This is a genomic window from Mycoplana sp. MJR14, from assembly GCF_029210525.1.
GTDB lineage: Bacteria > Pseudomonadota > Alphaproteobacteria > Rhizobiales > Rhizobiaceae > Mycoplana.
On sequence record NZ_JARGEO010000001.1, the window covers coordinates 795,403 to 819,273 of the forward strand.

Annotated in this window: 25 protein-coding genes; 19 read left to right on the top strand and 6 right to left on the bottom strand. The window is 66.6% G+C overall.

The features are described from left to right. The first annotated feature begins 21 nt into the window (after positions 1-21). The 3 genes from P0086_RS03910 (at position 22) to P0086_RS03920 (ending at position 1,870) form a co-directional block, all read left to right on the top strand. Complete coding sequence (locus tag P0086_RS03910; RefSeq protein WP_112615986.1) at positions 22-309, top strand: DUF1330 domain-containing protein; 288 nt, start codon at positions 22-24, stop codon at positions 307-309. A gap of 121 nt (positions 310-430) precedes the next feature. Next, positions 431-1,405 carry a complex I NDUFA9 subunit family protein gene (locus P0086_RS03915; RefSeq protein ID WP_112600046.1) on the top strand — a complete coding sequence of 325 codons (975 nt, stop codon included), beginning with the start codon at positions 431-433 and terminating at the stop codon, positions 1,403-1,405. A gap of 312 nt (positions 1,406-1,717) precedes the next feature. Beyond that, positions 1,718-1,870 (top strand): hypothetical protein, encoded by a 153-nt coding sequence (locus P0086_RS03920; protein ID WP_112600047.1) that lies wholly within the window; start codon positions 1,718-1,720, stop codon positions 1,868-1,870. A 92-nt stretch (positions 1,871-1,962) separates the two neighbouring features. Here the strand turns inward: P0086_RS03920 and P0086_RS03925 are convergent, their stop codons facing one another. Continuing rightward, positions 1,963-2,769, bottom strand: a complete 807-nt coding sequence (locus P0086_RS03925; RefSeq protein WP_275782603.1) for an undecaprenyl-diphosphate phosphatase — start codon at positions 2,767-2,769, stop codon at positions 1,963-1,965. Positions 2,770-2,942: 173 nt separating this feature from the next. On the opposite strand from P0086_RS03925, the gene P0086_RS03930 reads away from it, so the two are divergent. From P0086_RS03930 to P0086_RS03970, 9 genes are all read left to right on the top strand, one after another. Further along, the gene (locus P0086_RS03930; protein ID WP_112600049.1) at positions 2,943-3,635 is read left to right on the top strand and encodes a glutathione S-transferase family protein; all 693 of its coding nucleotides are present in this window, start codon (positions 2,943-2,945) and stop codon (positions 3,633-3,635) included. A 10-nt stretch (positions 3,636-3,645) separates the two neighbouring features. Next, positions 3,646-4,806 (top strand): tRNA epoxyqueuosine(34) reductase QueG, encoded by a 1,161-nt coding sequence (queG, locus tag P0086_RS03935; protein ID WP_275782606.1) that lies wholly within the window; start codon positions 3,646-3,648, stop codon positions 4,804-4,806. Then, on the top strand, positions 4,806-5,678 hold the full coding sequence (locus tag P0086_RS03940) for an SDR family oxidoreductase (RefSeq protein ID WP_275782609.1): 873 nt from the start codon (positions 4,806-4,808) through the stop codon (positions 5,676-5,678). The genes queG and P0086_RS03940 overlap by 1 nt, the downstream gene beginning before the upstream one ends. 386 nt (positions 5,679-6,064) lie before the next feature. Then, positions 6,065-6,427: a septal ring lytic transglycosylase RlpA family protein gene (locus P0086_RS03945; protein ID WP_112609053.1), complete on the top strand. Its 363-nt coding sequence runs from the start codon at positions 6,065-6,067 to the stop codon at positions 6,425-6,427. An 82-nt stretch (positions 6,428-6,509) separates the two neighbouring features. Then, positions 6,510-7,796, top strand: a complete 1,287-nt coding sequence (locus P0086_RS03950; RefSeq protein ID WP_112615978.1) for an RsmB/NOP family class I SAM-dependent RNA methyltransferase — start codon at positions 6,510-6,512, stop codon at positions 7,794-7,796. A gap of 237 nt (positions 7,797-8,033) precedes the next feature. Further along, entirely contained in the window at positions 8,034-9,314 is a 1,281-nt protein-coding gene (locus P0086_RS03955) for an imelysin family protein (RefSeq protein ID WP_275782613.1), read from the top strand. A 2-nt stretch (positions 9,315-9,316) separates the two neighbouring features. After that, positions 9,317-10,897 (top strand): di-heme oxidoredictase family protein, encoded by a 1,581-nt coding sequence (locus P0086_RS03960; RefSeq protein ID WP_275782616.1) that lies wholly within the window; start codon positions 9,317-9,319, stop codon positions 10,895-10,897. Positions 10,898-10,908: 11 nt separating this feature from the next. Next, complete coding sequence (locus P0086_RS03965) at positions 10,909-12,036, top strand: imelysin family protein (protein WP_275782618.1); 1,128 nt, start codon at positions 10,909-10,911, stop codon at positions 12,034-12,036. Positions 12,037-12,075: 39 nt separating this feature from the next. Next, positions 12,076-13,161, top strand: a complete 1,086-nt coding sequence (locus P0086_RS03970; RefSeq protein WP_275782621.1) for a DUF1513 domain-containing protein — start codon at positions 12,076-12,078, stop codon at positions 13,159-13,161. 25 nt (positions 13,162-13,186) lie between these two features. Here the strand turns inward: P0086_RS03970 and P0086_RS03975 are convergent, their stop codons facing one another. Then, on the bottom strand, positions 13,187-13,735 hold the full coding sequence (locus P0086_RS03975; RefSeq protein ID WP_112609041.1) for a GNAT family N-acetyltransferase: 549 nt from the start codon (positions 13,733-13,735) through the stop codon (positions 13,187-13,189). 104 nt (positions 13,736-13,839) lie between these two features. Here P0086_RS03975 and P0086_RS03980 point away from each other — a divergent pair, with 104 nt between their 5' ends. The 4 genes from P0086_RS03980 to guaA all read left to right on the top strand — a co-directional run bounded on the left by P0086_RS03980 (position 13,840) and on the right by guaA (position 17,115). After that, positions 13,840-14,292, top strand: a complete 453-nt coding sequence (locus tag P0086_RS03980; protein WP_275782626.1) for a TspO/MBR family protein — start codon at positions 13,840-13,842, stop codon at positions 14,290-14,292. A 72-nt stretch (positions 14,293-14,364) separates the two neighbouring features. Then, positions 14,365-14,814, top strand: coding sequence for a PaaI family thioesterase (locus P0086_RS03985; protein ID WP_275782629.1), 450 nt, complete (start codon positions 14,365-14,367; stop codon positions 14,812-14,814). Between the two features lie 11 nt (positions 14,815-14,825). Continuing rightward, entirely contained in the window at positions 14,826-15,464 is a 639-nt protein-coding gene (locus P0086_RS03990; protein ID WP_148178311.1) for a 5'-methylthioadenosine/S-adenosylhomocysteine nucleosidase, read from the top strand. A 73-nt stretch (positions 15,465-15,537) separates the two neighbouring features. Next, positions 15,538-17,115: a glutamine-hydrolyzing GMP synthase gene (gene guaA / locus P0086_RS03995; protein WP_275782631.1), complete on the top strand. Its 1,578-nt coding sequence runs from the start codon at positions 15,538-15,540 to the stop codon at positions 17,113-17,115. Positions 17,116-17,262: 147 nt separating this feature from the next. Here guaA and P0086_RS04000 read toward each other — a convergent pair whose 3' ends face one another. Further along, positions 17,263-18,147, bottom strand: coding sequence for a LysR family transcriptional regulator (locus tag P0086_RS04000; protein ID WP_112609037.1), 885 nt, complete (start codon positions 18,145-18,147; stop codon positions 17,263-17,265). A 160-nt stretch (positions 18,148-18,307) separates the two neighbouring features. Between P0086_RS04000 and P0086_RS04005 the strand changes: the two genes are divergently transcribed. After that, the gene (locus P0086_RS04005; RefSeq protein ID WP_112609035.1) at positions 18,308-18,985 is read left to right on the top strand and encodes a peroxiredoxin-like family protein; all 678 of its coding nucleotides are present in this window, start codon (positions 18,308-18,310) and stop codon (positions 18,983-18,985) included. Positions 18,986-19,186: 201 nt separating this feature from the next. On the opposite strand, the gene P0086_RS04010 is transcribed toward P0086_RS04005, so the two are convergent. The 3 genes from P0086_RS04010 to P0086_RS04020 all read right to left on the bottom strand — a co-directional run bounded on the left by P0086_RS04010 (position 19,187) and on the right by P0086_RS04020 (position 21,030). Continuing rightward, entirely contained in the window at positions 19,187-19,696 is a 510-nt protein-coding gene (locus tag P0086_RS04010) for a hypothetical protein (RefSeq protein WP_275782637.1), read from the bottom strand. Positions 19,697-19,826: 130 nt separating this feature from the next. Then, on the bottom strand, positions 19,827-20,405 hold the full coding sequence (locus tag P0086_RS04015; RefSeq protein ID WP_275782640.1) for a TetR/AcrR family transcriptional regulator: 579 nt from the start codon (positions 20,403-20,405) through the stop codon (positions 19,827-19,829). Positions 20,406-20,469: 64 nt separating this feature from the next. Beyond that, entirely contained in the window at positions 20,470-21,030 is a 561-nt protein-coding gene (locus P0086_RS04020) for a methylated-DNA--[protein]-cysteine S-methyltransferase (protein WP_275782642.1), read from the bottom strand. Between the two features lie 157 nt (positions 21,031-21,187). Between P0086_RS04020 and P0086_RS04025 the strand changes: the two genes are divergently transcribed. After that, positions 21,188-22,246, top strand: a complete 1,059-nt coding sequence (locus P0086_RS04025) for a succinylglutamate desuccinylase/aspartoacylase family protein (RefSeq protein ID WP_275782644.1) — start codon at positions 21,188-21,190, stop codon at positions 22,244-22,246. 157 nt (positions 22,247-22,403) lie between these two features. Next, positions 22,404-23,867 carry a phospholipase D-like domain-containing protein gene (locus P0086_RS04030; protein ID WP_275782647.1) on the top strand — a complete coding sequence of 488 codons (1,464 nt, stop codon included), beginning with the start codon at positions 22,404-22,406 and terminating at the stop codon, positions 23,865-23,867. Positions 23,868-23,871 lie beyond the last annotated feature (4 nt).

Here is a 23,871-nt window from a genome sequence, read left to right on the forward strand (position 1 = left end):
CGACGACCGAAGGAGGAGACGATGGCCAAGGGATACTGGATCGCTCGCGTCGATGTTCGCGATCCCGAGCGTTACAAGGACTATGTCGCGGCGGCAAAGCCCGCCTTCGAGAAATACGGCGCGACGTTCCTCGCCCGCGGCGGCCCGTTCCAGAAGCTGGAAGGACAGGTGCGCGCGCGCAACGTCGTCATCGAGTTCCCGTCGATGCAGGCGGCGATCGACTGCTACAATTCCCCCGAATACCAGATCGCCGCGGCCATCCGCCAGGAGGTGGCGGACGCGGAGATGGTGGTGGTCGAGGGCGTCTGAAACCGGCTCCCGGAAACGGTTTGGCGATGCGGCGGGGTGCGCGCAGGAGACGCCTTCACCTGCCCGGCTCTTTCGGCTATGTAGGCCTCACCCACCTTCGCCTTTTCCAGGAGCATTCCGCATGACCCTCTCCAACCTTCCACCACAGGTCACCGTGTTCGGCGGCTCCGGTTTTGTCGGCCGACATGTGGTGAGGGCCCTGGCGAAGCGCGGCTATCGCATCCGGGTCGCGGTGCGGCGGCCGGACCTGGCGGGTTTCCTGCAGCCGATCGGCGGGCTGGGGCAGATTTCCTTCGTCCAGGCCAACCTGCGCTACCGGGATTCGATCGACCGCGCCGTCCATGACGCCGATCACGTCGTCAACTGCGTCGGGATCCTGTTCGAAAAGGGTCGCAACCGCTTCAACGCGGTGCAGGACTTCGGCGCCCGCGCGGTGGCGGAAGCCGCCCGCGCCCGCGGCGCCACCCTCACCCATATCTCCGCCATCGGCGCGGACGCCAACTCGGCGTCCGACTACGCCCGCTCGAAGGGCCGCGGCGAGGACGGGATCCGCCAGGTTCTGCCCGAGGCGGTGATCCTGCGTCCCTCGATCATCTTCGGGCCGGAGGACGGCTTCTTCAACAAATTCGCCAGCATGTCGCGCTTCGCGCCCGCCCTGCCGCTGGTCGGCGGCGGCCACACCAAGTTCCAGCCGGTCTACGTGACCGACGTGGCCGAAGCCGTCGCCCGCGCCGTCGACGGCCAGGCCGCGAAGGGCACGACCTACGAACTCGGCGGCCCGGAAGTCCTGTCCTTCCGCCAGTGTCTCGAACTGATGCTGGAGGTGATCGACCGCAGGCGGGCGCTGGTGTCCCTGCCCTTCGGCATCGCCTCCATGATCGGCTCGTTCGCCTCGCTCGTTCCCTTCGTCGATCCGCCGCTGACGCCGGACCAGGTGACGCTGCTGCGCTCCGACAACATCGTCTCGGACGCGGCCAAGAAGGACGGGCGCACGATCCAGGCGCTCGGAATCACCCCGGCGCTGGCAGAGGCGATCCTGCCGTCCTATCTCGTCCGCTACCGCCCGCAGGGCCAGTTCACCCGCGGCACGGCCTGAGGCCGGCAGCGCCGTCCGTCGTTCGCCCAGAGGGGCATCAGATCCGGCCGCCCGGCCTTCCGGGCGGCCGTTTCATTCGAGCCATCTGCAACGTCCCGTCACACCCCGACAGGCAGCTCCGGCGCGCGCCCACGACCCGGCCGAGCGGATCGTTGCAGTTGTGCCGCAGTGGACAAAATCAGCGCGCCATTTACGCGGGATTCAGCATGTCGGGTTATTGATGTTTCTCAGGGCGGCGCATACACACCGCCTCGCGCAACAGGGCCGCAACGGCTGACCGGCGCAGACACTTCCTCAGGGGCACTCTTCGACATGGGCAAGGCAATTGCACTCTTCTTCGGCTGCGCAGCTCTGGTGATCCTGGCGGGCTCCTTCGTGGCCCCGTCGACGGTCGCCGCAGGCAAGCACGGATGCGCGCCGGCCTATGGTGTCGACCCCTGCACGACCGCGTCGATCGGCCGCTGACGCAAAGGGCCGGACGCTGACGCCCGGCCCCCTGAAAATCGCGCCGAAGCGCCCTTCGTTTCATCGCTGCGGGCCCCTTGCGGGCCCAGCCACTATCCCCAGATCGCCAGCCCGACCAGGCCGGCCAGTCCGATCAGGATTCGCCAGATGGCGAAGGGGGCGAAGCCGCGCCGCGAGACGAAGTTCAGAAGCGAGCCGACCACCAGCAGCGCCGAGACGAACGCGGCCACGAAGCCGACGGCGATGATCATCCCGTCGTCGAAGCTGAGCGCGTCGCGGTTCTTGTAGAGATCGAGGGTGAAGGCGCCGAGCATGGTCGGCATGGCCAGGAAGAAGGAGAACTCGGCGGCAGACCGCTTGTCGGTGCCCATCAGCAGGGCGCCTGCGATCGTCGCACCCGAGCGCGAGGTTCCCGGGATCATCGCCAGGCACTGGAAAAGGCCGATCTTGAAGGCGAGCGACGGCGGATAGTCCATCACGTCCGTGTAGCGCGGCTTCAGCGACAGGCGATCGATCGCATAGAGCAGGATACCGCCGACGATGAGCACGACACAGATCAATTGCGGCGTCTCGAACAGCACCGTCTTGATGAAGTCATGCGCGATCACGCCGATCACGGCGGCCGGCAGGAAGGCCAGGAGCACGCAGAGCACGAAGCGCCGCGCCTTCGCGCTGTCCGGCAGCGCCATGGCGATATGGATCAGCTTGCCGGCATAGACGGCAAGGATCGCCAGGATGGCGCCGAACTGGATGAGGACGGCGAAGGTGTTGCCGGGAGACTTGAAGCCGAGAAAGTGTCCGGCGAGCAGAACATGGGCCGTGGAGGACACGGGGATGAATTCGGTCAGGCCCTCGATCAATCCGAGTACGAGGGCGCTGACAATCGACTGGTCGGCCATTGAAAATCCTTGAAGAGGTGATGTTGGGAGGGAACATCACGAACCGATTCGCTTGTTTTTGCCTTGCCATCTTCCTATAGCTTTGTGTCAGGAGTCGTGAAAAGCGCAATCCGTGTTTCCGGCCGGCGGCCGACCCCACTTCCTCCGACAATCACTTGAAGAAAAGCGCATCAATGCCGACCCTCTACCATCACCCGATGTCCTCCGCCTCGCGCTTCGTTCGCCTGATCCTGAGCGAATACGGCTACCAGACCGACCTTGCCGAGGAGCAGCCCTGGGAGAACCGGCGCGACTTCCTGGCGCTGAACCCGGCCGGGACCCTGCCCGTCTATGTCGACGACAGCATGCGGGCGCTCTGCGGTGCGACCGTCATCTCCGAATATGTCGACGAGACCCATGGCGTGCTGAAGCGCGACCGGCGCCTTCTGGCGGAGGACCCGTTCCAGCGGGCGGAGATCCGCCGTCTCGTCGAATGGTTCCTGCAGAAGATGGAGCAGGACGTCACGCGGCCGCTGGTGCGCGAGCGCATCTTCAAGCTGCAGATGACGCCGGACCAGGGCGGGGGACCGCCGGACAGCAAGATCCTGCGCAATTCGCGCGCCAACATCCGCCAGCACATGAAGTATCTTTCCTGGCTCGCCGGCTCGCGCACCTATCTCGCCGGCGACCGGCTGAGCTATGCCGACCTCGCCGCCGCCGCCTCCATCTCCGTGCTGGACTATCTCGGCGAAATCAACTGGCAGGACGCGCCGCAGGCGAAGGACTGGTACCAGCGCATCAAGTCGCGGCCCGCGTTCCGCCCGCTTCTGGCCGAGCGCGTTCGCGGTGTCACCCCGGTCTCGCACTATGCGGACCTCGACTTCTAGGGCACAAGCCATGTCCGTCGCCGCCGACATGGAAAAGCGAAGCGAGCGGCAGCGGGAGAAACTCCGGGCGTTCCTGCTGGCGGAGGCGAGCGACAAGGGTTTCGACGTCTGCCGGGTAACCACCCCGGATGCGATCCCCGAGGCGCCGGCGCGCCTTGAGGCCTTCCTCGCAGCCGGTTACCACGGCACCATGGACTGGATGGACGAGACGCGCGCGCGCCGCGCCGATCCGCGCGTGCTCTGGAGCGATGTCCGCTCGATCGTGCTGTTCGGCATGAACTACGGGCCGGACGAAGATCCGCGCGCGGTGCTTGCGCGCCGCGACCGCGCCGCGATCTCGGTCTATGCACGCAACCGCGACTACCACGACGTCATCAAGGGCCGCCTGAAGGAGATCGCCACCCGCTTTGCCGCGCGCGCCGGCGCGGACGTGAAGGTCTTCGTCGATACGGCGCCGGTGATGGAAAAGCCGCTCGCCATGCAGGCGGGCCTCGGCTGGCAGGGCAAGCACACCAACATCGTCAGCCGCGAGTTCGGCTCGTGGCTGTTCCTCGGCAGCCTGTTCACCACCGCCGACCTCGCGACGGACCCGCCGGAGCGCGACCATTGCGGCTCCTGCCGGGCCTGCCTCGACGCCTGCCCGACGAACGCCTTCCCGGCACCCTACAGGATCGATGCGCGGCGCTGCATCTCCTATCTCACGATCGAGCACAAGGGCCCGATCGACCGCGCGCTGCGCCCGCTGATCGGCAACCGCATCTACGGCTGCGACGACTGCCTTGCCGCCTGCCCCTGGAACAAATTCGCCGCCACCGCCGCCGAGATGAAGTTCCATGCCCGCAACGACCTGCGCGAGCCCCGGATCGCGGACCTGCTCGAACTGGACGACGCCGCCTTCCGCGCGCATTTCTCCGGCTCGCCTGTCAAACGGATCGGCCGTGACCGTTTCGTTCGCAACGTATTGATTGCGGCAGGCAACAGCGGGGACGCCACGCTCGTGCCGATCTGTCGGCGGCTTGCCGGCGACCCCTCGCCGAACGTGCGCGGCATGGCCGTGTGGGCACTGTCGCAGCTGATGGGGAAAGACGCGTTCCAGGCCTTGGCCCGCTCTGCGGGAGAGACCGACGCCGAGGTGCGTGCGGAATATGATGCAGCGATGGGAGGTGCCTGATGCGGCTGTTGGTTCTGGGAGCGGGCTTTTCCGGCCGCGCGATCGCGGAGACTTTCAAGGCGGCCGGCTATGCCGTCGCCGGCACGACGCGATCACAGGAGAAGGCAGACGCGCTGTCCGCCCGCGGCATCGAGGCGATCCTCTATGATGGCGAGACGATCTCGGATGCCCTGATGGCTGCGATGCGGCAGGCGACGCATCTCGTGCAGTCGATCGCCCCCGGCAAGAGCGGGGACCCGCTCTTTCGCGCCGGGGTGCCGCCGATCACGGACCTGATGCCGGATCTGCGGTGGGCGGGCTACCTGTCGACCGTCGGCGTCTACGGCGACCACATGGGCGCCTGGGTGGACGAGGACGCGCCGGTCCATCCGGTCTCGGCCCGCTCGGTGGAGCGGATGGAGGCCGAGGGCAAGTGGCTTTCCTTTTCCCAGACGAGCGGAGTGCCTGTCGCCGTCCTGCGGCTTGCCGGCATCTATGGCCCCGGGCGCAACGCGCTGCGCAATGTCGCCGAAGGCACCGCCAGGCGGCTCGTCAAGAAGGACCAGGTGTTCAATCGCATCCGTGTCGAGGATATCGGGGCGGCGGCGCTCTTCCTCTCCGAAGGCGGGCATGGCGGGGTGTTCAACATCACCGACGACGAGCCGGGACCGCCGCAGGACGTCGTCGCCGAAGCCGCCCGCCTGATGGGCGCCGACATGCCGCCGGAGGTCCCGTTCGAAACCGCCGAACTTTCCCCGATGGCGCGGTCCTTCTACGGCGAGAACAAGCGCGTCTCGAATGCCAGGATCCGGTCGCTCGGGTTCGACTTCCGCTACCCGAACTACCGCATGTCATTGGCGCAGATGTGGGCCGACGACGACTGGCGGGGGTGAGACGGACCGTCTGGTTAACGAGAGGTTACGAAACTGCGGCCATGCTCGCCAAAGTTTCGTCAATTTTCTACAACCTGAACGCGATCAACCCCGGAAACCGATGGACTTTGGCGTAGTCTTTTCGGTCTAGGCGCAACTTTTTTTCAGCTTTTTCGGCAGTCCGCAGCCGAAAATTCCACGCTTGTCAAGCTTTCAAGATCAGCACTGATTCTAAAGGCCTTTTCCGGACGGACTTGCGATTCCGCCAAGATCGATCGCATTCTATGCAAACTATTTCGAATGTGTTTGTGAAATAGTCAGGGCTGGACAAGGCCATTTTTCGCCATTTTTCGTCCCAATAGACAGACCTGTCAGAAGAAACTGGACTTCAGCACTGAGGGGTCAACATGTCTATCAAGTCCTCTACTGCGGCGCTTGCCGCACTCATCATCGCTGCGCCCGTTGCCTTCGCATCCACCGCCGAGGCCGCCGGCTGCGGAGGTGCATCCTGGTACGCGCTCACCTCGAAAACCGCTTCCGGCGAGCGCATGAACCCGGCCAAGCTGACGGCGGCGCACAAGACGCTGCGCTTCGGCACCAAGGTCAAGGTCACCAATGCCCGCAACGGCAAGAGCGTCGTCGTCCGCATCAACGATCGCGGTCCGTTCATCCGTGGCCGGGTACTGGACCTTTCCAAGGCGGCGGCCTCGGAGATCGGCATGATCCGCTCCGGCCACGCCAAGGTCTGTTACCAGATCCTCGCCAGCTGAAACCGCGCCAGCCTATTTGACGCCCGCCGGCTTGCTCTTGCCGCCCATCGCCGCTACCACGGCGGCAAACTGGAGATGAGCAATGCGATTGGGTGGACGGCTCTCCGGAGCCATCGAGGTTCTGGCTGACATCGAGACGCGCAAGCGTCCGGTCGCCGACGCGCTGAAGGACTGGGGCCTCGCCCACCGCTTTGCCGGATCCGGCGACCGGGCGGCGATCGGCAACATCGTCTACGACGCGCTGCGGATGAAGCTGTCGCACGCCTATCTGATGGACGACGACGGCGCGGCCTCGCTCGCGCTCGGCGTGATGCTCAGGCAATGGGGCCTGACGCCGGAAAGCCTCGCGCGCGAGCTCGAAGGCGACAAATTTGCCCCGGACATCCCCGCTGCACGCCTGAAGGCCTTTGCCGGCCGCCGCCTCGCGGATGCGCCGCTGCATGTACAGGGCGACATCCCGGAATGGGTGCAGCCCTCGTTCGAAGAGAATTTTTCCGAAGACTGGCTGGCCGAGGCGCAGGCGCTGACGGGACGGCCGACCCTCGACCTGCGCGCCAACACGCTGAAGGCATCGCGGGAGAAGGTTCTGAAGGCGCTGGAGCGCTCCGGCGCCGAGCCGACGACGATCGCCCGCCACGGCATCCGCATTCCCGCCGGCGAGGGCCCTTCGCGGCTGCCGAACGTCACCGCCGAGCTCTCCTTCCAGAAGGGCTGGTTCGAGGTGCAGGACGAGGGCTCGCAGATCGTCGCCGACCTCGTCTTCGCCCAGGAGGGCGAGCAGGTGCTCGACTTCTGCGCCGGCGGCGGCGGCAAGACGCTCGCCATGTCCGCGGCCATGAACAACAAGGGCCAAGTGCACGCCTATGACGCCGACCGCAAGCGGCTGGCGCCGATCATCGAGCGGCTGAAGCGGGCCGGCACGCGCAATGTCCAGGTCCATGACGACCTTTCGTCCCTGTCCCCCTTCGCCGGCCGGTTCGACCGGGTGCTGGTCGACGCGCCCTGCACCGGCACCGGCACCTGGCGGCGGCGCCCGGACACCAAGTGGAGACTGACGGACAAGAACCTCGAGGAACGCCTGTCGCAGCAGGAAGAGGCGCTTGCGAGTGCTGCGACCTTCGTCCGTCCCGGCGGCTATCTCCTGTACGTGACCTGTTCGGTGCTGCCGGAGGAGAACGAGAACCAGGTCTACAGCTTCTGCGAGGACAACCCGGAATTCGAGATTCTGTCGGCGGCGGAAGCCTGGGAGGACCTCTTCGGCACCGACAAGCCGAAGCCCTGGTCGGCGGACATGAAGACGGTGACGCTGACACCGGCCTCGACCGGAACGGACGGCTTCTTCTTCTGCGCCATGGAGCGCAAGGCATAGGCTAGCCGGCGCACCGGGCGGCGTCGCCCGGCCTGCGCCCTGCCTGCGGCGCGGGCACGGTTGCAAGTATCGAATTATTCTAAACTATACGCTTTGACACCAGTTTGTTTTTGCGCGAAGACAAGCGCGCCTGAAAATTTCCGTCGCCCGGCTCCGGGCGAGGTCCCGGCCATCATCGCCCAAGGGGAGAGGGGCGCCGGGAAGGTGATGAACTCTAGTGGGACCCCAGGAGACAACATGAAGACCTCCTTCCTTCGCGCGGCCGTGCTGGCGCTTTCGACCGCCACCTGCGCGCTTGCCGTCCAGCCGGCGCTCGCCGCCACCGACGAGGCCGCCGTCGTCAAGCACTATGTCGATGTCGCCTATGCCAAGTATTCGGACTCGCTTGCGACAGCCAAGGAACTTGCGACCGCCGTCGATGCGCTGATCGCCAATCCGACCGACGACACGCTGAAGGCGGCCCGCGCAGCCTGGATCAAGGCGCGCGTGCCCTACCAGCAGACGGAAGTCTACCGCTTCGGCAATGCCGCGGTCGACGAATGGGAAGGAAAGGTCAACGCCTGGCCGCTGGACGAAGGCCTGATCGACTATGTCGACGCCGGCTACGGCACCGAGAGCGACGAGAACGCGCTGTTCGTCGCCAACGTCATCGCCAACCCGAAGATCAAGATCGACGGCAAGGACATCGACGCGACCGACATCACCCCGGAATTCCTGGCGGGCACGCTGCAGGAGGCCGGCGGCGTCGAGGCGAACGTGGCGACGGGCTACCACGCGATCGAATTCCTGCTGTGGGGCCAGGACCTGAACGGCACCGGCAAGGGCGCCGGCAACCGCCCGGCGACGGACTTCGACACCAAGAATTGCACGGGCGGCAATTGCGACCGCCGCGTCGCCTACCTGAAGGCCGCGACCGACCTGCTCGTCTCCGACCTGGAAGAGATGGTCGCGCAGTGGGCGCCCGACGGCGGCGCCGCCAAGACCGTGAGCGCCGATCCGAAGGCCGGCATCTCGACGATCCTGACCGGCATGGGCTCGCTCTCCTACGGCGAACTCGCCGGCGAGCGCATGAAGCTCGGCCTGCTGCTGCACGATCCGGAAGAAGAACATGATTGCTTCTCCGACAATACGTACAACTCGCACTATTACGACGCGCTGGGCATCCAGAGCGCCTATACCGGCGAGTATGTCCGCCCCGACGGCACGAAGATGACCGGCGCGTCGCTTTCGGAACTGGTCGCCGCCAAGGATGCGGCGCTCGACACGGAAGTGAAGGGCAAGCTCGACGCCACCATCGCCGCCATGCAGGCGATGGTGAAGCGCGGCGAGACGGTCGAGGCCTACGACCAGATGATCGGCGAGGGCAACACCGAGGGCAATGCGGTGGTGCAGGCGGCGGTCGAAGGCCTGGTCGCCCAGACCAAGTCCATCGAGCGCGTCATCTCGGCGCTGGACCTCGGCCAGATCGAGCTCGAAGGGTCCGACAGCCTAGACAATCCCAACGCGGTCTTCCAGTAAGAATGCAAAGGCGGGCCGCGTTCCCTCGAACGCGGCCCGGTCCCGACATGAAGCGAGCGCCTTCCTCAAGCCTGCTGTCCGCTCTCGGAGGTGTGCTGCTGTTGCTTGGCGCCGGCGCTGCCGGAACCGAACCCCTGCCGGGCGGCGAAGGCCGCACCGATCTTTCCGACAGGGACAGGGCGAGGGTCGCGGCGGTGACCCGCCCCACCACGGACTTCTCCAAGGCGGAGCCATACGAGGCGATGTCCGGCGGTGCGGCGACCTCGACGGCCGCCGTCAACGACAGCTTCTCGCACTTCTCCGAGAACCTGACCTTCCAGCAGGAGGAGGGCTTCAAGCTCGGCAATGCACTCTTTCGCAAGGTTTGGGTCTCCTCCCCCTCCTCCACGCAGGCTTCCGACGGGCTCGGACCGCTGTTCAACGCGCGCGCCTGCCAGAACTGCCACCTGAAGGACGGGCGCGGGCATCCGCCGCAGCCCGGCGACGACACCAGCACCACCTTCCTGCGGCTCGCCCGCCCGCCCGCCAATGACGCGGAACGGCAAAGGCTCGAGACGCTGGCGGTGGCGAACTTTCCCGATCCCGTCTATGGCGGCCAGCTGCAGGATTTCGCCGTCCCCGGCCTTGCCGCCGAGGGCCGGATGCAGGTCGACTGGTCGGAGGAGCCGGTGCGGCTGAAGGGCGGCGAGACCGTCCTGCTGCGCCGGCCGCACTACAGCGTCGGCGCGCTCGCCTTCGGGCCGATGGATGCGACGACGACGATCTCGCCGCGGATGACCCCGCCGATGATCGGGCTCGGACTGGTCGAGGCGATCCACGAGGCCGACATCATGGCGCTGGCCGATCCGGACGACGCGGACGGCGACGGCACCAGCGGCAAGGCGGCGCTGGTCCGCGACCCCGCCACCGGGCGGCTGGAACTCGGCCGCTTCGGCTGGAAGGCGCAGAACGCCAGCGTGCGCCGGCAGACGGCGGAGGCCTTTGCCAACGACATCGGGATCTCCAATCCGCTTGCGCCGGCAAGCCAGGGCGATTGCACGACCGCGCAGAGGGCCTGTCTCGACATGCCGGACGGGGTGCAGAAGCGCCTCGGCGACACGGAGGCGCCCGATCCGGTGCTGGACCTCGTCACCTTCTATGCCGAAAATCTCGCCGTTCCGGCCAGACGCAGTACCAGCGCCCGGGAGACGCTTGCCGGCAAGAAGCTGTTCTACGAGACCGGCTGCACCGCCTGCCACACGCCGAAGTTCGTCACCCGCCGCGACGCCCGCGACAAGGCGCAGTCGTTCCAGCTGATCTGGCCCTATTCGGATTTCCTGCTGCACGACATGGGCGAGGACCTGGCGGACGGGCAGCAGGTGGGGCTCGCGGACGGGCAGGAGTGGCGCACGCCGCCGCTATGGGGTATCGGACTGACGAAGACCGTCAGCGGCCACACCTTCTTTCTGCATGACGGGCGCGCGCGCAACCTGACCGAAGCCATCCTCTGGCACGGCGGCGAGGCGCAGGCCGCCCGGGACCGATTTGCCGATCTGGAAGCGGCCGACCGTGACGCGCTTCTGACTTTCCTGGAGTCCCTATGATGCCTTGCCTGTTGCGTTCCAGACTTCGCTCCGCCCTTTTCGGCCTGGCGCTCCTTCCCGCGATGACGATCGGGGCCCTGCCGGGATCGGCACAGGATTCCAATCCGCTGCCGCCCGTGGTCCTCACGGAGGAGGCGATCTCGGCGGTCATGACCCGCGCCGTCGACGACGTGATCCGGCCGGGTTACCGTGACATGCACGCGTCTGCGACGCGGCTTGCGGATGCGGTCTCGGCCTATTGCGCCGCGCCCTCCCCATACACGCGGGCGACCGCCCATGCCGCCCTCAACGACACGGTGGCCAAATGGTCCTTCATCGAGATCGTGCGTGACGGGCCGGTGCTGCAGGAGAACCGCTTCGAACGCATCCTGTTCTATCCCGACCGCAAGAGCACCGGCTTGAAGCAGGTGCAGGCGTTGTTGGTCAAGCAGGACGAGAAGGACGCCACCGCCGCGGCGCTGCCCGGCAAGAGCGTCGCCGTGCAGGGGCTGGGCGCGCTGGAATACGTGCTGTTCGGGACCGGCGCCGAAACCCTCGACGGCCAGAAGGACAGTTTCCGCTGCCGCTACGGTGCGGCGGTGGCGAAGAACATCGCCGCGACCGCGGCATCGCTGAGCGCCGACTGGGAGAAGCCGGACGGCGTGCAGCGCGACTGGAAGCATCCGGGTCCCGACAACCCCGCCTTCCGCGACGGCAAGGAGGCGATCACCGCCCTGCTCGGCATTCTCGTCCACGGCGCCGAGACGGTGCGCGACCAGCGGATCGAGGCCTTCTACAAGGGCGAGGACGTCCCGGCGCGGCCGAAGTCGGCCATCTACTGGCGCTCGGGCAACACCTGGAACTCGATCAAGGGCAATCTCGACGGCCTGCGGACGCTGTTTCGGACGTCGGGGATGGAGGACCTGCTGGACCCGGCCGAGGCCTCGATCGCCGGCTCGGTCGAATTCGTCATCGCCTCGCTCGAGCGCGTCGTGGCGAACGTCGATCCGGATATCGAGAAAGCCGTCGGCGATCCCTCGGAACGGCACAAGATGGACTTTCTCATCATCAACGCGCGCGACCTGGTGCTGCGGCTCAGCGACCAGTATGGCGGGGCAATCGGGCTTGGCGCCGGGTTCTCCTTTGCCGACGGCGACTGATCGGCCGGCGCGGCCGGGACTAAGGGAAAGGGATCAGCGATGAGGACGCCGCTTCTCGACCGCCGCAGCTTCATGCGGATGGCGGGTGCCGCCTGGGCGGCGACGCTGGCGCCGGCTTCCCTGCATGCGCTGGAGCGGGCGGAGGCCGTCTTTGCCTCCGGCTTCAAGGCGCACGACGGGCGCTTCGGGATGGCGATCCTCGCCGAGGACGGGACGATCATCGAGCGGGTGGCGCTGCCGGCCAGAAGCCATGGCATGGCCTACAGCGCCGCCAGCGGCCGTGCCGTCGCCTTCGCCCGCAGGCCCGGCACCTTCGCACTGGTCTTCGACACGCGCCACAGGCAGGAGCCCGTCATCATCCATGCCGGCGAGGACCGGCACTTCTTCGGGCATGGCAGCTTCTCCCCGGACGGGCGGCTGCTTTATGCGAGCGAGAACGACTTCGAGGCCAATCGCGGCGTCATCGGCCTCTACGACGCGACCGACGGCTACCGGCGCATCGGCGAATTCGACACCCACGGGATCGGCACGCACGACATGACCGTGTCGGACGACGGCGGCATGCTGGTGATCGCCAACGGCGGCATCGAGACCCATCCCGATTTCGGCCGCACCAAGCTGAACCTCGACCATATGGAGCCATCGCTGGCGCTGGTCGACGCCGCCACGGGCACGCTGATCGAGCGACATGCGCTTCCGCCGGCGCTGCGGCAGCTTTCCACCCGCCACGTCGACATCGACGCCAGGGGCCGGGTGTGGTTCGCCTGCCAGTACGAGGGGCCGCGCAACGACCTGCCGCCGCTCGCCGGCCACTTCGCAAAGGGCGAGGACATCCGCTTCCTGGACCTGCCGGAGCAGACGACGCTGCGGCTTGCGAACTATGTCGGCGCCATCGCCGTCAATCGCGGGCAGGGGCTCGTCGGGCTGACCTCGCCCAAGGGCGGGTATGCCGTCACGATCGACGCCGCAACCGGCCGGGTGACCGGCGAGACGCGCGTGAGCGACGCGGCGGGGATCGCGCCCTCGCCGCAGGGTTTCGCCGTCTCCTCCTATGACGGGCGGTTTGAGCGCAGCACCGCCGACGTCGCCTGGGACCAGCACATCATCCGTCTTGGAAGGCTCTGACACCAGCCTGCGTTGACATGGAGGCTCAGACCGCGCCCGCGTCGCGGGCGATCAGCAGGTGCAGGTCGCGCCAGGCATAGGCGACCTGCTCATAGCGGTGTCCACCGATGCCGACCATGCCGGTTTCGACCGGCGTGGCGCCGAGACGCTCGTAGAAGGCGCGGTTGGGATTGGTGGACAACACCCAGGCAAGCAGCGTCACCGTACCGCCCTCGACCATCCAGCGGGCGACCGCGCGGACCAGCGCCTCGCCGATGCCGCGCCCCTGATAGGCGGGAAGGACGTAGAGCGCATAGATCTCGCCGACCGGCGTGGGGGTTGCGTAGCGTGCCGGCCCGAAATTGGCGAAGCCGACGAGTGCGCCGGTGTTGCGGTCGATCGCGACGAAGTGGCCGACGCCCAGAGAATTGCGCCGCTCCATGTGGCGCAGCGCCTGCTCGGCCGGCGACATCCGGTCGAGAAAGCCGTCGTCCAGCAGGCCCCGGAAGGTGGCCCTCCAGGTTTCGACGAGCACCCGGCCGATCGCGAACACATCGGCGGTCCGGCCCTTTCTGATCTCGATTCCAGCTACCATGACAAGGATGTAGGGCGGCGAGACGAGCCAGACAATGCTCGCCGGCGCGGGTGGACGCGGCAGCTTTCCGCCCTAGGTGGAGGGCGATGAACAGCAAGACGGCAATGCGCAAAACCGCAACCCACCTCTGCTTCCTCGTCCTCGTCGTCGGCGGCGGTCTCCTGATCGGCGTCCTGAACCGTCCGGACGACTGGTTTCTGTCGCTTTCCAAGCCGGGCTTCACGCCGCCGAACTGGATCTTCGCCCCGGTCTGGACGGCGCTCTACGTGATGATCGCCATCGCCGGCGCCCGGATTTTCATCGACCATCGCGGGAGCGCCGCGATGCGGCTCTGGTGGGCGGCGCTGCTCTTGAACTTCGCCTGGTCGCCGCTGTTCTTCGGCCTGCATGAACCGGCCCTGGCGATGATCGTCATCTTCGGCCTCATCGTGGCGATCCTGCTCTTCATCGCCTTTTCATGGCGAAGCGACAGGATGTCGGCGATCCTGTTTCTGCCCTACCTCGCCTGGACGTCGTTCGCCTCGGTCCTGAACGCCGCGATCGTCGCGCTCAATTGATGCCTTGCAGCATGAGCGCGCGCATGCGAGGGTCTCGGTCCTGTCGCCCAGCCCAGCAGAACCGAACGAGACATGACCGACCGACCGCCTGCGGATTTCCGCGAACGCATCACATCAAGCTTCCAGCGGCAGGCGGCCATGCGACTGATCGGCGCCGAGCTGACCCGGATCGAACACGGCACGGTGGAGATCGAGCTGCCCTTCGACGAGAAGCTGACCCAGCAGCACGGTTTCCTGCATGCCGGCGTCATATCGGCCGCGCTCGACACCGCCTGCACCTATGCCGCCTATACGATCATCGATCCGGCCGCTTCGCTGCTGACGATCGAATTCAAGGTCAACCTGATGTCGCCCGGCCGCGGCGAGCGCTTTCTCTTTCGCGGCGAGGTGACGAAGCCGGGCTCTAACATCATCGTCGCCGACGGCCGCGCCTACGCAGTCGGCGACGGCCCGGCAAAGCTGATCGCCTCGATGACGGGAACGATGATGGTGGTGCGCGGCCGCGAGGACGTCGCCGGATGAGCAGCGAGCCGATGACTTACGAACTCAAGCCGGTGGGCGGCAAGCGGCTGCTCTACGTGATGGCGGTGGACGCCGAGTACGGCGCGCACCTGCGCGCGCGGATCTCGCCCTTGATGACGGGCGTCGGCCCCGTCGAGGCGGCGGTGCAGGTGACGCGGGCGCTCACCCGTCTGGAGGCGCAGGGCAGCCTGCCGGACCTCGTCGTCTCGCTCGGCTCGGCCGGATCGGCGAGCCTGGAGCAGACGGCCGTCTACCAGGCATCCTCCGTCTCCTACCGCGACATGGACGCCTCGCCGCTGGGCTTTGCGAAGGGCGCCACGCCGTTTCTCGACCTGCCCGTCGTCGTGCCCCTGCCGATCACGGTGCCGGGGATCGCCACGGCCCGGCTCTCGACCGGGGCGAACATCGTCTCCGGCGCCGCCTATGACGGCATCGACGCCGACATGGTGGAGATGGAGACGTTCGCGATCCTGCGCGCCTGCCAGGCGTTCGGCGTCCCGCTCGTGGGCCTGCGCGGCATTTCCGACGGCAAGGCCGAGCTCAAGCATGTCGGCGACTGGACCGAGTATCTGCATGTCATCGACGAAAAGCTGGCTGACGCGATAGCACAGCTGGAAAAGGCGGTGGCCGAGGGCACGGTCGCACTCTGAGCTGCAGCCGCAAGCCCCGGATTTTGCCGCGTGACCCGTTGCGCAGGGCAGCAAATTTCATTAAAGGCTCGCCATGACCCAGACAGCTCATCCAGACAGCATCCTCATCATCGATTTCGGCAGCCAGGTGACGCAGCTGATCGCCCGGCGCATCCGCGAATCCGGCGTCTACTGCGAAATCCATCCCTTCCAGAACGCCGCCGCGGCCTTCGAGAAGCTGCAGCCGAAGGGCGTGATCTTCTCCGGCGGACCGGCTTCGGTCACGACGGAAGGCAGTCCCCGCGCCCCGCAGGCGGTGTTCGATGCCGGCATTCCGATCCTCGGCATCTGCTATGGCCAGCAGACGCTGGCGACGCAGCTCGGCGGCGTCGTCGAGGGCGGCCATGCGGCGGAGTTCGGCCGCGCCGACGTGGAGATCAAGAAGACCAGCCCGCTGTTCGAGGGCTTCTGGGCCGTCGGTGAACGCTACCCTGTCTGGATGAGCCACGGCGACCGCGTCACGCAGCTCCCCGAAGGCTTCGAGGTCGTCGCCACCTCCGAGAACGCGCCCTACGCGATCGCGGTCCACGAGGGCCGGCGCTACTACACGACGATGTTCCATCCGGAAGTGATCCACACCCCGGACGGCGCCAAGCTGCTCTCCAACTTCGTGCACAAGATCGTCGGGCTGAAGTCCGACTGGACGATGGCCGCCTACCGCGCCGAGATGATCCGCAAGATCCGCGAGCAGGTCGGCAGCGAGCGCGTCATCTGTGGCCTGTCCGGCGGCGTCGACAGCTCCGTCGCAGCCGTCCTGATCCACGAGGCGATCGGCGACCAGCTGACCTGCATCTACGTCGACCACGGCCTGATGCGCCAGGGCGAGAGCGAGCAGGTGGTCGGCATGTTCCGCGACCACTACAACATCCCGCTCGTGCACGTGGACGCCTCCGACCTGTTCCTCACCGAACTTGCCGGCGTCACCGACCCGGAGGTCAAGCGCAAGACGATCGGCCGTCTGTTCATCGAGGTGTTCGAGGCCGAAGCCGGCAAGATCGCCGCCGACGGCAAGGGTGCGCCGAAGTTTTTGGCGCAAGGCACGCTCTATCCGGACGTCATCGAGAGCGTCTCCTTCTCCGGCGGCCCGTCGGTGACGATCAAGAGCCACCACAATGTCGGCGGCCTGCCCGAGCGGATGAACATGAAGCTCGTGGAGCCCCTGCGCGAGCTCTTCAAGGACGAGGTCCGCGCGCTCGGCCGCGAGCTCGGCCTGCCCGAGAGCTTCATCGGCCGCCACCCCTTCCCGGGCCCGGGCCTCGCCATCCGCTGCCCCGGTGCAGTGACCCGCGAGAAGCTCGACATCCTGCGCAAGGCGGATGCGATCTATCTCGACGAGATCCGCAAGGCCGGCCTCTACGACACGATCTGGCAGGCGTTCGCCGTCCTTCTTCCGGTGCAGACGGTCGGCGTGATGGGCGACTACCGCACCTATGACTTCGTCTGCGCGCTACGCGCCGTCACCTCGGTCGACGGCATGACGGCGGACTTCTATCCCTACGACATGAATTTCCTCGGCCGCACGGCGACCCGCATCATCAACGAGGTGCGCGGCATCAACCGCGTCGTCTACGATGTGACGAGCAAGCCGCCCGGCACGATCGAGTGGGAGTGACGGGGGAGCAGAGCCTGGAACGCTATAGCGTTGAACTTACATCTTTACGGCAGGCCCATTGACCGTACTGGGCCGCGTGCGGGCCTCCGATAGGCGAAGACCGCTCCTGTCGCCTGGATGACGAATGCGGCCGCGATCTGGTATCCTTCAACGACTTCGACCCAGAGCCGCCTCGATGAAGGCGGCGAACTGGCGCGCCTTGGCGGTCGGCATGCGGCCTACGGGAAACACGGCCCAGACGTCGACGTCCCTAATAGACCACTCGGCCAAGACTTGCTCAACCGCGCCGCTCGCCAATTCGGGTGAGAACATCCAGGTCGAACCGATTGTCGGACCCATGTGCGCGAGTACCGCTTCGCGGGCCCCTTCGGCCGCGCTCATTCTCAGTCGCCCGGTGGCCACGATCGACGTCTGAGCGCCACCGCGCTCGAACGACCAGGTGGTCGGCAGTTGCGTGTAGACGATCATTTCGTGCGCAGCGAGATCGGCAGGATGTTGCGGGCGGCCCATTCGATCGAAATAGGCCGGTGTAGCAACGACGCAAAGATGCCCGCGCGCGATCTTACGTGCGACGGCGGACGAGTCGGGCATCGGTCCCATACGGAACGAGAGATCAATCCCCTCAGCGACATGGTCGATAACCCGGTCGTCGAGAACGACATCGATCTCCAGGGCGGGATGCTGAGCAAGAAACTCGGGCAGCAGCGGTACGATGTGGAGCCGTGCGAAAGTGGTCGCCGCCGATATGCGCAGGCGCCCTGCCAGTCCGGCACCCGCTCCACGCGCTGCCAGGACTGCCTCGTCCGCCTCCTCGATGGCCGCACACGCCCGCTCATAGAAGCGGTGGCCGGCCTCGGTTGGGGTCAATCGCCGTGTCGAGCGGATGAGCAGGGCGACCTTGAGCCAGTCCTCGAGCTGGGCGATTGTCTTGGAGACCGATGGCTGACCGACGCCGAGATGTCTGGCGGCGGCGGAGAAGGAGCCGGTTTCTACCACCCGCACGAATGTCGCCATGGCCTGGTAGAGATCCATTTCATCCTCCATTCATTCCTGATGCGCATGAATACTATGCTTTTAGCATCACTTCTGGCAGGAAACCAACATGTCTAAGTCTGGCTCTGACGGGAGACAGTCTCTCGTTCCGGCGCGCCACCGAGGCAGGCCGAACAGCGCCCTGACAAGGAGATCAACAATGGGCCTTCGTGAAAAACTCGCAGAATTTAAAGCGAACTTTGAGGCCGGCGGGCCTCCCTACAACGCCCCGAACTGGATACATGAGCCGATGCATCGCGCGACCGACGAACTCATCGCCTCGGGCGCCGCCGCCGGCGCCAGGAAGGCCGGAGAGTCCGCCCCGTCGTTCGTCCTGAACGATCCAGAAGGCCACGCTGTCTCGTCGGACGAGCTTCTCGCCAAGGGGCCGCTGATCGTGACCTTCTATCGCGGCGTATGGTGCCCCTACTGCAACATGGATCTACAGGCATTGCAGGCGGTACTCCCCACCTTCCAGGGGCTCGGCGCCAATCTCGTGGCGATCTCGCCGCAGACGGCCCCGAACAGCCGCCGTTCTATGCGCGAGAACAAGCTGAGCTTCCCAATCCTCTCGGACACGCACAACGACGTCGCCGACAGCTTCGGCCTGCGCTTCACCCTGCCGGACTACTTGCAAGACCTCTACAGAGACGCGTTCAAGAACGACCTTTCTGTCGTCAACGGTGATGCAAGCTGGACGCTGCCCATGCCGGCCCGTTTCCTGATCGGTCAGGATGGCGTGATCGCCTATGCCGAGGTGAACCCCGACTACACGGTGCGCCCCGATCCCGAAGAGCTGCTGCCGGCGCTGCGCAGCCTGGCCAAGGCACCTGCCTGAGCCGCTTCGCCTGCCGCTGGTCCTCGTTCGCCCGCGAGCGGGGACCAGGTCTCATGCAGAGGTCCCCGAAAGGTCGAACGGGGTGATCGGCGCGACCGGGGACAAGAAACGCGTTCCTGTCGAAGAAAGCAGTTGCTCAACAGGCCGGTGCGCACATCCATTATCTCGGCAAGCCTCCAAGGGCGGTAAACTCGGCGTTGGTCAGGGCAGGCCCCTTAGGTTGCCGGTCGCTTCTTTCTTGCCCCGCCGTGCCAGGGAGACAATCTGGGCGGTCAGGCCGACCACGAGGATGGCCAGCAGCGTCCCCTGGGCACCGAGAAGCAGCGGCGAGCTGAGGTCGGTGACGAAAGGGTGGCCGTCCGGAACACGGCGCAGGATCTCGGTGACGGTCGGCAGCATCAGCAGAAACGCGGTCAGGCTCAGACAGACGGTTTCGATGTATCGGGCCGGGCGCGCCTGTCCAAGAATGGGTTCGATCCCATAGCCGGCAAGCAGGAGCAGAATCGTCACGGCGCCGAGGCCGTAGCCGACCGGCTGATGTGTCACGAGAAAGACAGTGCTGGCGCCGACGAGCATGGAAACGAGATAGACGACGCCGAGCGTTGAGCGCGGGACGATCCGGCCGTGGCGGGCAAACATGTAGAAGGCGACGGGGATGGCCGGCAGGCTGCCGAGGGTATGGATCCAGCCAAGCGGAGAAATTCCGAACATGCGAGGGTGCCTTTCTCATCTGGGGTTGTTCGAGCCGGCAGGCCGCGGCCGACCAATCCGGGGCTGCTGTTGTCTATCTACTAATCGGTAGGCTTGATGGTCGTGGTTGCCCTCCCTGACGCGCTCACATTCAGGCCGCGAGACGCTGCAGAAGGGGGCGGGTTATCGCGCCGAACATCCCGGGCTCGCCATAGGCGCGCGCCGAGAGCATCGCACCATGCACCGTGGCCATGAAGATCTCGGCGTTGTCGCCGGCAGATCCGGTCAGGGTGAGGCGACCCTCTGCGACGCCCCGCTCCAGGACGGAGGCGAGCCAGGCCGAGAGCCTTCGAAAATGGGCGCGGACTTCGACGGCGACGGCTTCGGGAAGAACCGGGATCTCGCCGGCGAGCATGGCGCAGACACAGAACGGGTGGCTCGCGTCGGCGATGCACCCCTCCCAATAGCCGACATAGGCGCGCAATTGCTCCAGCGGATCGGCGACGTTCCGTTCCAGTTCGGCGAGCCCGGCTTCCGCCTCCTGCCGGTACTGCGCCACAAGCCTTCGGACCAGGTCCGCCTTGCTGGGGAAATGGTGGTGGATGCTCGCGTTGCGAATGCCGACCACGCCGGAGATGTCGGCATAGCTGAAGCTGTTGTAGCCGCCCCTGACGATGAGGGCGCGCGCGCAACGCAGAATGTCGTCGGCCTTGGTCGATGGCGTGTTCATGCCTTTCCCTACCAACTAGTAGGGAGAGCGTCAATGCCCGACCGTTGGTAACGCCCTGGGCCGGCTAGAAGCCGAAGGATTGCTGGGTGGGCGGCGGCGGCTCGAAGGAGATGCCCTCCAGCGCCAGCATCCGCAGCTTGGATGTCGTGCCGCCCGGGGCGGAGAAGCCGCCGACCTTGCCGCCGGCGGCCAGCACCCGATGGCACGGGATGATCAGGGCCACGGGGTTCTTCGCCATGGCCTGGCCGACGTCGCGGGCCGCCTCCGGCCCGGCGCCGAGCTCGCGGGCAAGCGCGCCATAGGTGGTGGTCCGGCCCCATGGCACCTTGCGGGCCGCGTCATAGACCGCCCTGAAGAAATCGTCCTGTCCGGAAAGATCGAGCGGCACGGCGGAGAAATCCGCCGGCTCGCCGGCAAAATAACGCCGCACGGCCTCGACCGCCGCCACGACGAAATCGGGCGGCTCGCGCGGCACCGCATCGGGCATGCGGCGCAGCAGCAGGCGGCGGGTGGTCGCCGCATCCCCGCCCGGAAGCTGGAAACGCGCCACGCCGGCCCCGTTCCAGGCGATGCCGCAGAAGCCGCCTTCGGTCTCGAAGATCAGATAGCCGGTCGTATCCGCCATGGCGCAGCTCCCGTTCGCCCTCCGTCCGGGACAGAATCGGGGTTCGCGGGGCGAATTTCAACCCGTTTTCCGCCGACCCTGCCGCAATTGCGGGCTTGCGCCTATCACGCGCAGTCCGCATAAACCGCGGTCAGCGGAGAAAAGGCGAGGAGACGACATGGAGCAATCGGAAATCACCATTGCCGGGGATACGCCCGGCGTCGAATGGCGCCTGCCCGTGCTGCATTTTCGCGGCGACACGAAGACGGCGCCCAGGGTCTACCTGCAGGCGGCGCTGCATGCGAACGAACTTCCGGGCACGGCGGTGCTTCATTTCCTGTGCGACAGGCTCCGCAAGGCGGAGGCCGAGGGCGCGCTTGCCGGCGACGTGACGATCGTTCCGCAGGCCAACCCGATCGGGGCGGCGCAGGCGCATTTCGGCGAGATGCAGGGTCGCTTCGATCTCGCCTCCCGTACGAATTTCAACCGGGACTTTCCGCTGGTCACGCTCGCCGAGCGCGACGCGCTGCTGGCGGACCTCGACCGGGAAACGGCGGTGAAGCGACTGAAGCGGAGGCTGCTGCACCTGGCGCTCGGCGCCGAGCTGGTGCTGGACCTGCATTGCGACGACGAATCCATCCAGTACGCCTATATCGACGAGGCCTTCTGGCCGGAGGCCGCGGATCTCGCTTCGTCCCTGTCGATGGCGGCGGTCTTCCTCTCCGACGGCGAGAGCACGGCGTTCGAGGAGGCGGTCGGCCATGCCTTCAAGCACCGCGGCGCGGGCAAGCTCGCCAAGGTGCCGGGCAGGCTCGCCGTCACGGTGGAGCTGCGGGGGCGGCGCGACGTCCACCCGGACACCGCGAAGGCGGATGCAGACGGCCTGTTCCGCTTCCTGGCCGCGCGTGGCGTGGTGCGCGCCTCCGAACCACACGCGCCGGCCTTCACGGGGCCCGCGGTTCCGCTCGACAACATCGACATGGTGCGGGCGCTGGAACCGGGAACGGTGCTGTTCCACAAGGACATCGGCGACGCCGTCGAGGCCGGCGAGATGCTCGCGACGATCATCACCCGTCCGGGGCTGGACGACGGCCTCTTCGAGATGCGCGCCGAACGGAGCGGGCTGGTCGCCACCCGGACCTCCGACCGGTTCGTCCGCCGCGGCGACGACCTGATGAAGATCGTCTGCAAGGACCGGATCCGGCTCGACCGCGCGCCCGGCACGCTGGAGGACTGAGGCTGCTTCCGGCGCTGAGGCACGACAGATCCGCGCCGATATAAAGCCTTGAATCTGCGTGCAATCCGTTCGGAAAGCCCATACTCGTCTTGCGGGATATGCGCTAAGGTGAACGGAAATCCCGTCCAACGATCAAGGGGTGCTCGACGGAAGCGGCATGCTGCAGACCTTCTCCGCCTACTGGCCACATGTCCTCATCGTGCTTTCGATACTGCTCGGCACGCCGGCGGCGATCCATGCCGCAATGACCAAGGACGAGGTGCGGGCGGCGATCGGCTGGGTCGGCGTCATCCTGCTTTCGCCGGTCATCGGCGCGGTGCTCTACTATGTCGTCGGCATCAACCGCATCCGCCGGAAGACGCTGACGCTGCAGCGCGCCGGCCCCATCGCCAAGAAGGGGCGGCACCATACCGTCCACCACGACGTCTCCGACGAGATCGTGCACAGCCGCTACGGCGGCGCGCTGACGGCGATGAAGCACCTCGGCGACACCGTCTCCCGGTTCCCGATGACCTCCGGCAACACGATCCTGATGCTGGAGACGGGCGATACCGCCTATGCCGCCATGCTGGAGGCGATCAGGGGGGCCAGGCGCAGCATCCTGCTGGAAACCTACATCTTCGATCGCGACGGCATGGGCATGCGCTTTGCCGAGGCGCTTTCGGCGGCGGTCGCCCGCGGCGTCGAGGTGCATGTGCTGATCGACGCCGTCGGGGCGCGCTATTCGACGCCCAGCATCATGCAGACGCTGCGCCAGGGCGGCGTCTCCGCGCGCGTCTTCAACGGCAACATCGTCATGGGCCTGCGGCTGCCCTATGCCAACCTGCGCACCCACCGCAAGATCCTCGTCGTCGACGGCAGCATCGCCTTCACCGGCGGCCTGAACATCCGCGCCGCCTTCACCACCGAGTTCTCCGGCGAGGGCGTCGCCAAGGATACGCATTTCCGCGTGACGGGACCGATCGTCGGCGACATCTTCCACGTCGCCTACGAGGACTGGCGGTTCTCCGGCGGGGCCGCGCTCGACGGCGAGGCCTGGCAGCTGGAGGCGCCGGCGGCCGCGCCGAACGCCGCCCTGCTGGCGCGCGCGGTCGCCTCCGGGCCGGACCGCAACCTGGAGGCCAACCAGCGCATGCTGATGGGGGCGATTTCGATCGCCAAGAACCACATCCGCATGATGTCGCCCTATTTCCTGCCCGAGCGCGACCTGATCAGCGCGCTGGCGACGGCGGCACGCCGCGGCGTGCACATCGACATCGTGGTGCCCGGTACCAACAACCTCAAGCTCGTCGATCTTGCGATGACGGCGCAGTTCGACCAGCTGCTGAAGGCCGGCTGCAGGATCTGGCGGGCCGGCGGAACCTTCAACCACTCCAAGCTCACGGTCGTCGATGGCGTCTGGTCCTATATCGGCTCGTCGAACCTCGACCCGCGGTCGCTGCGGCTGAATTTCGAGATCGACATCGAGGTGTTCGACACCTTCTTCGCAGCGCAGATCGAGGAAAAGATCGGCCGCACGCTGAAGTCGTCCGAGCCTGTGGACCTGCAGGCGCTGCGCGCCCGCCCCTTCTCGCGCAGGCTGGTCGAGCGGATCACCTGGCTCGGTTCGCCCTATCTCTAGAGCC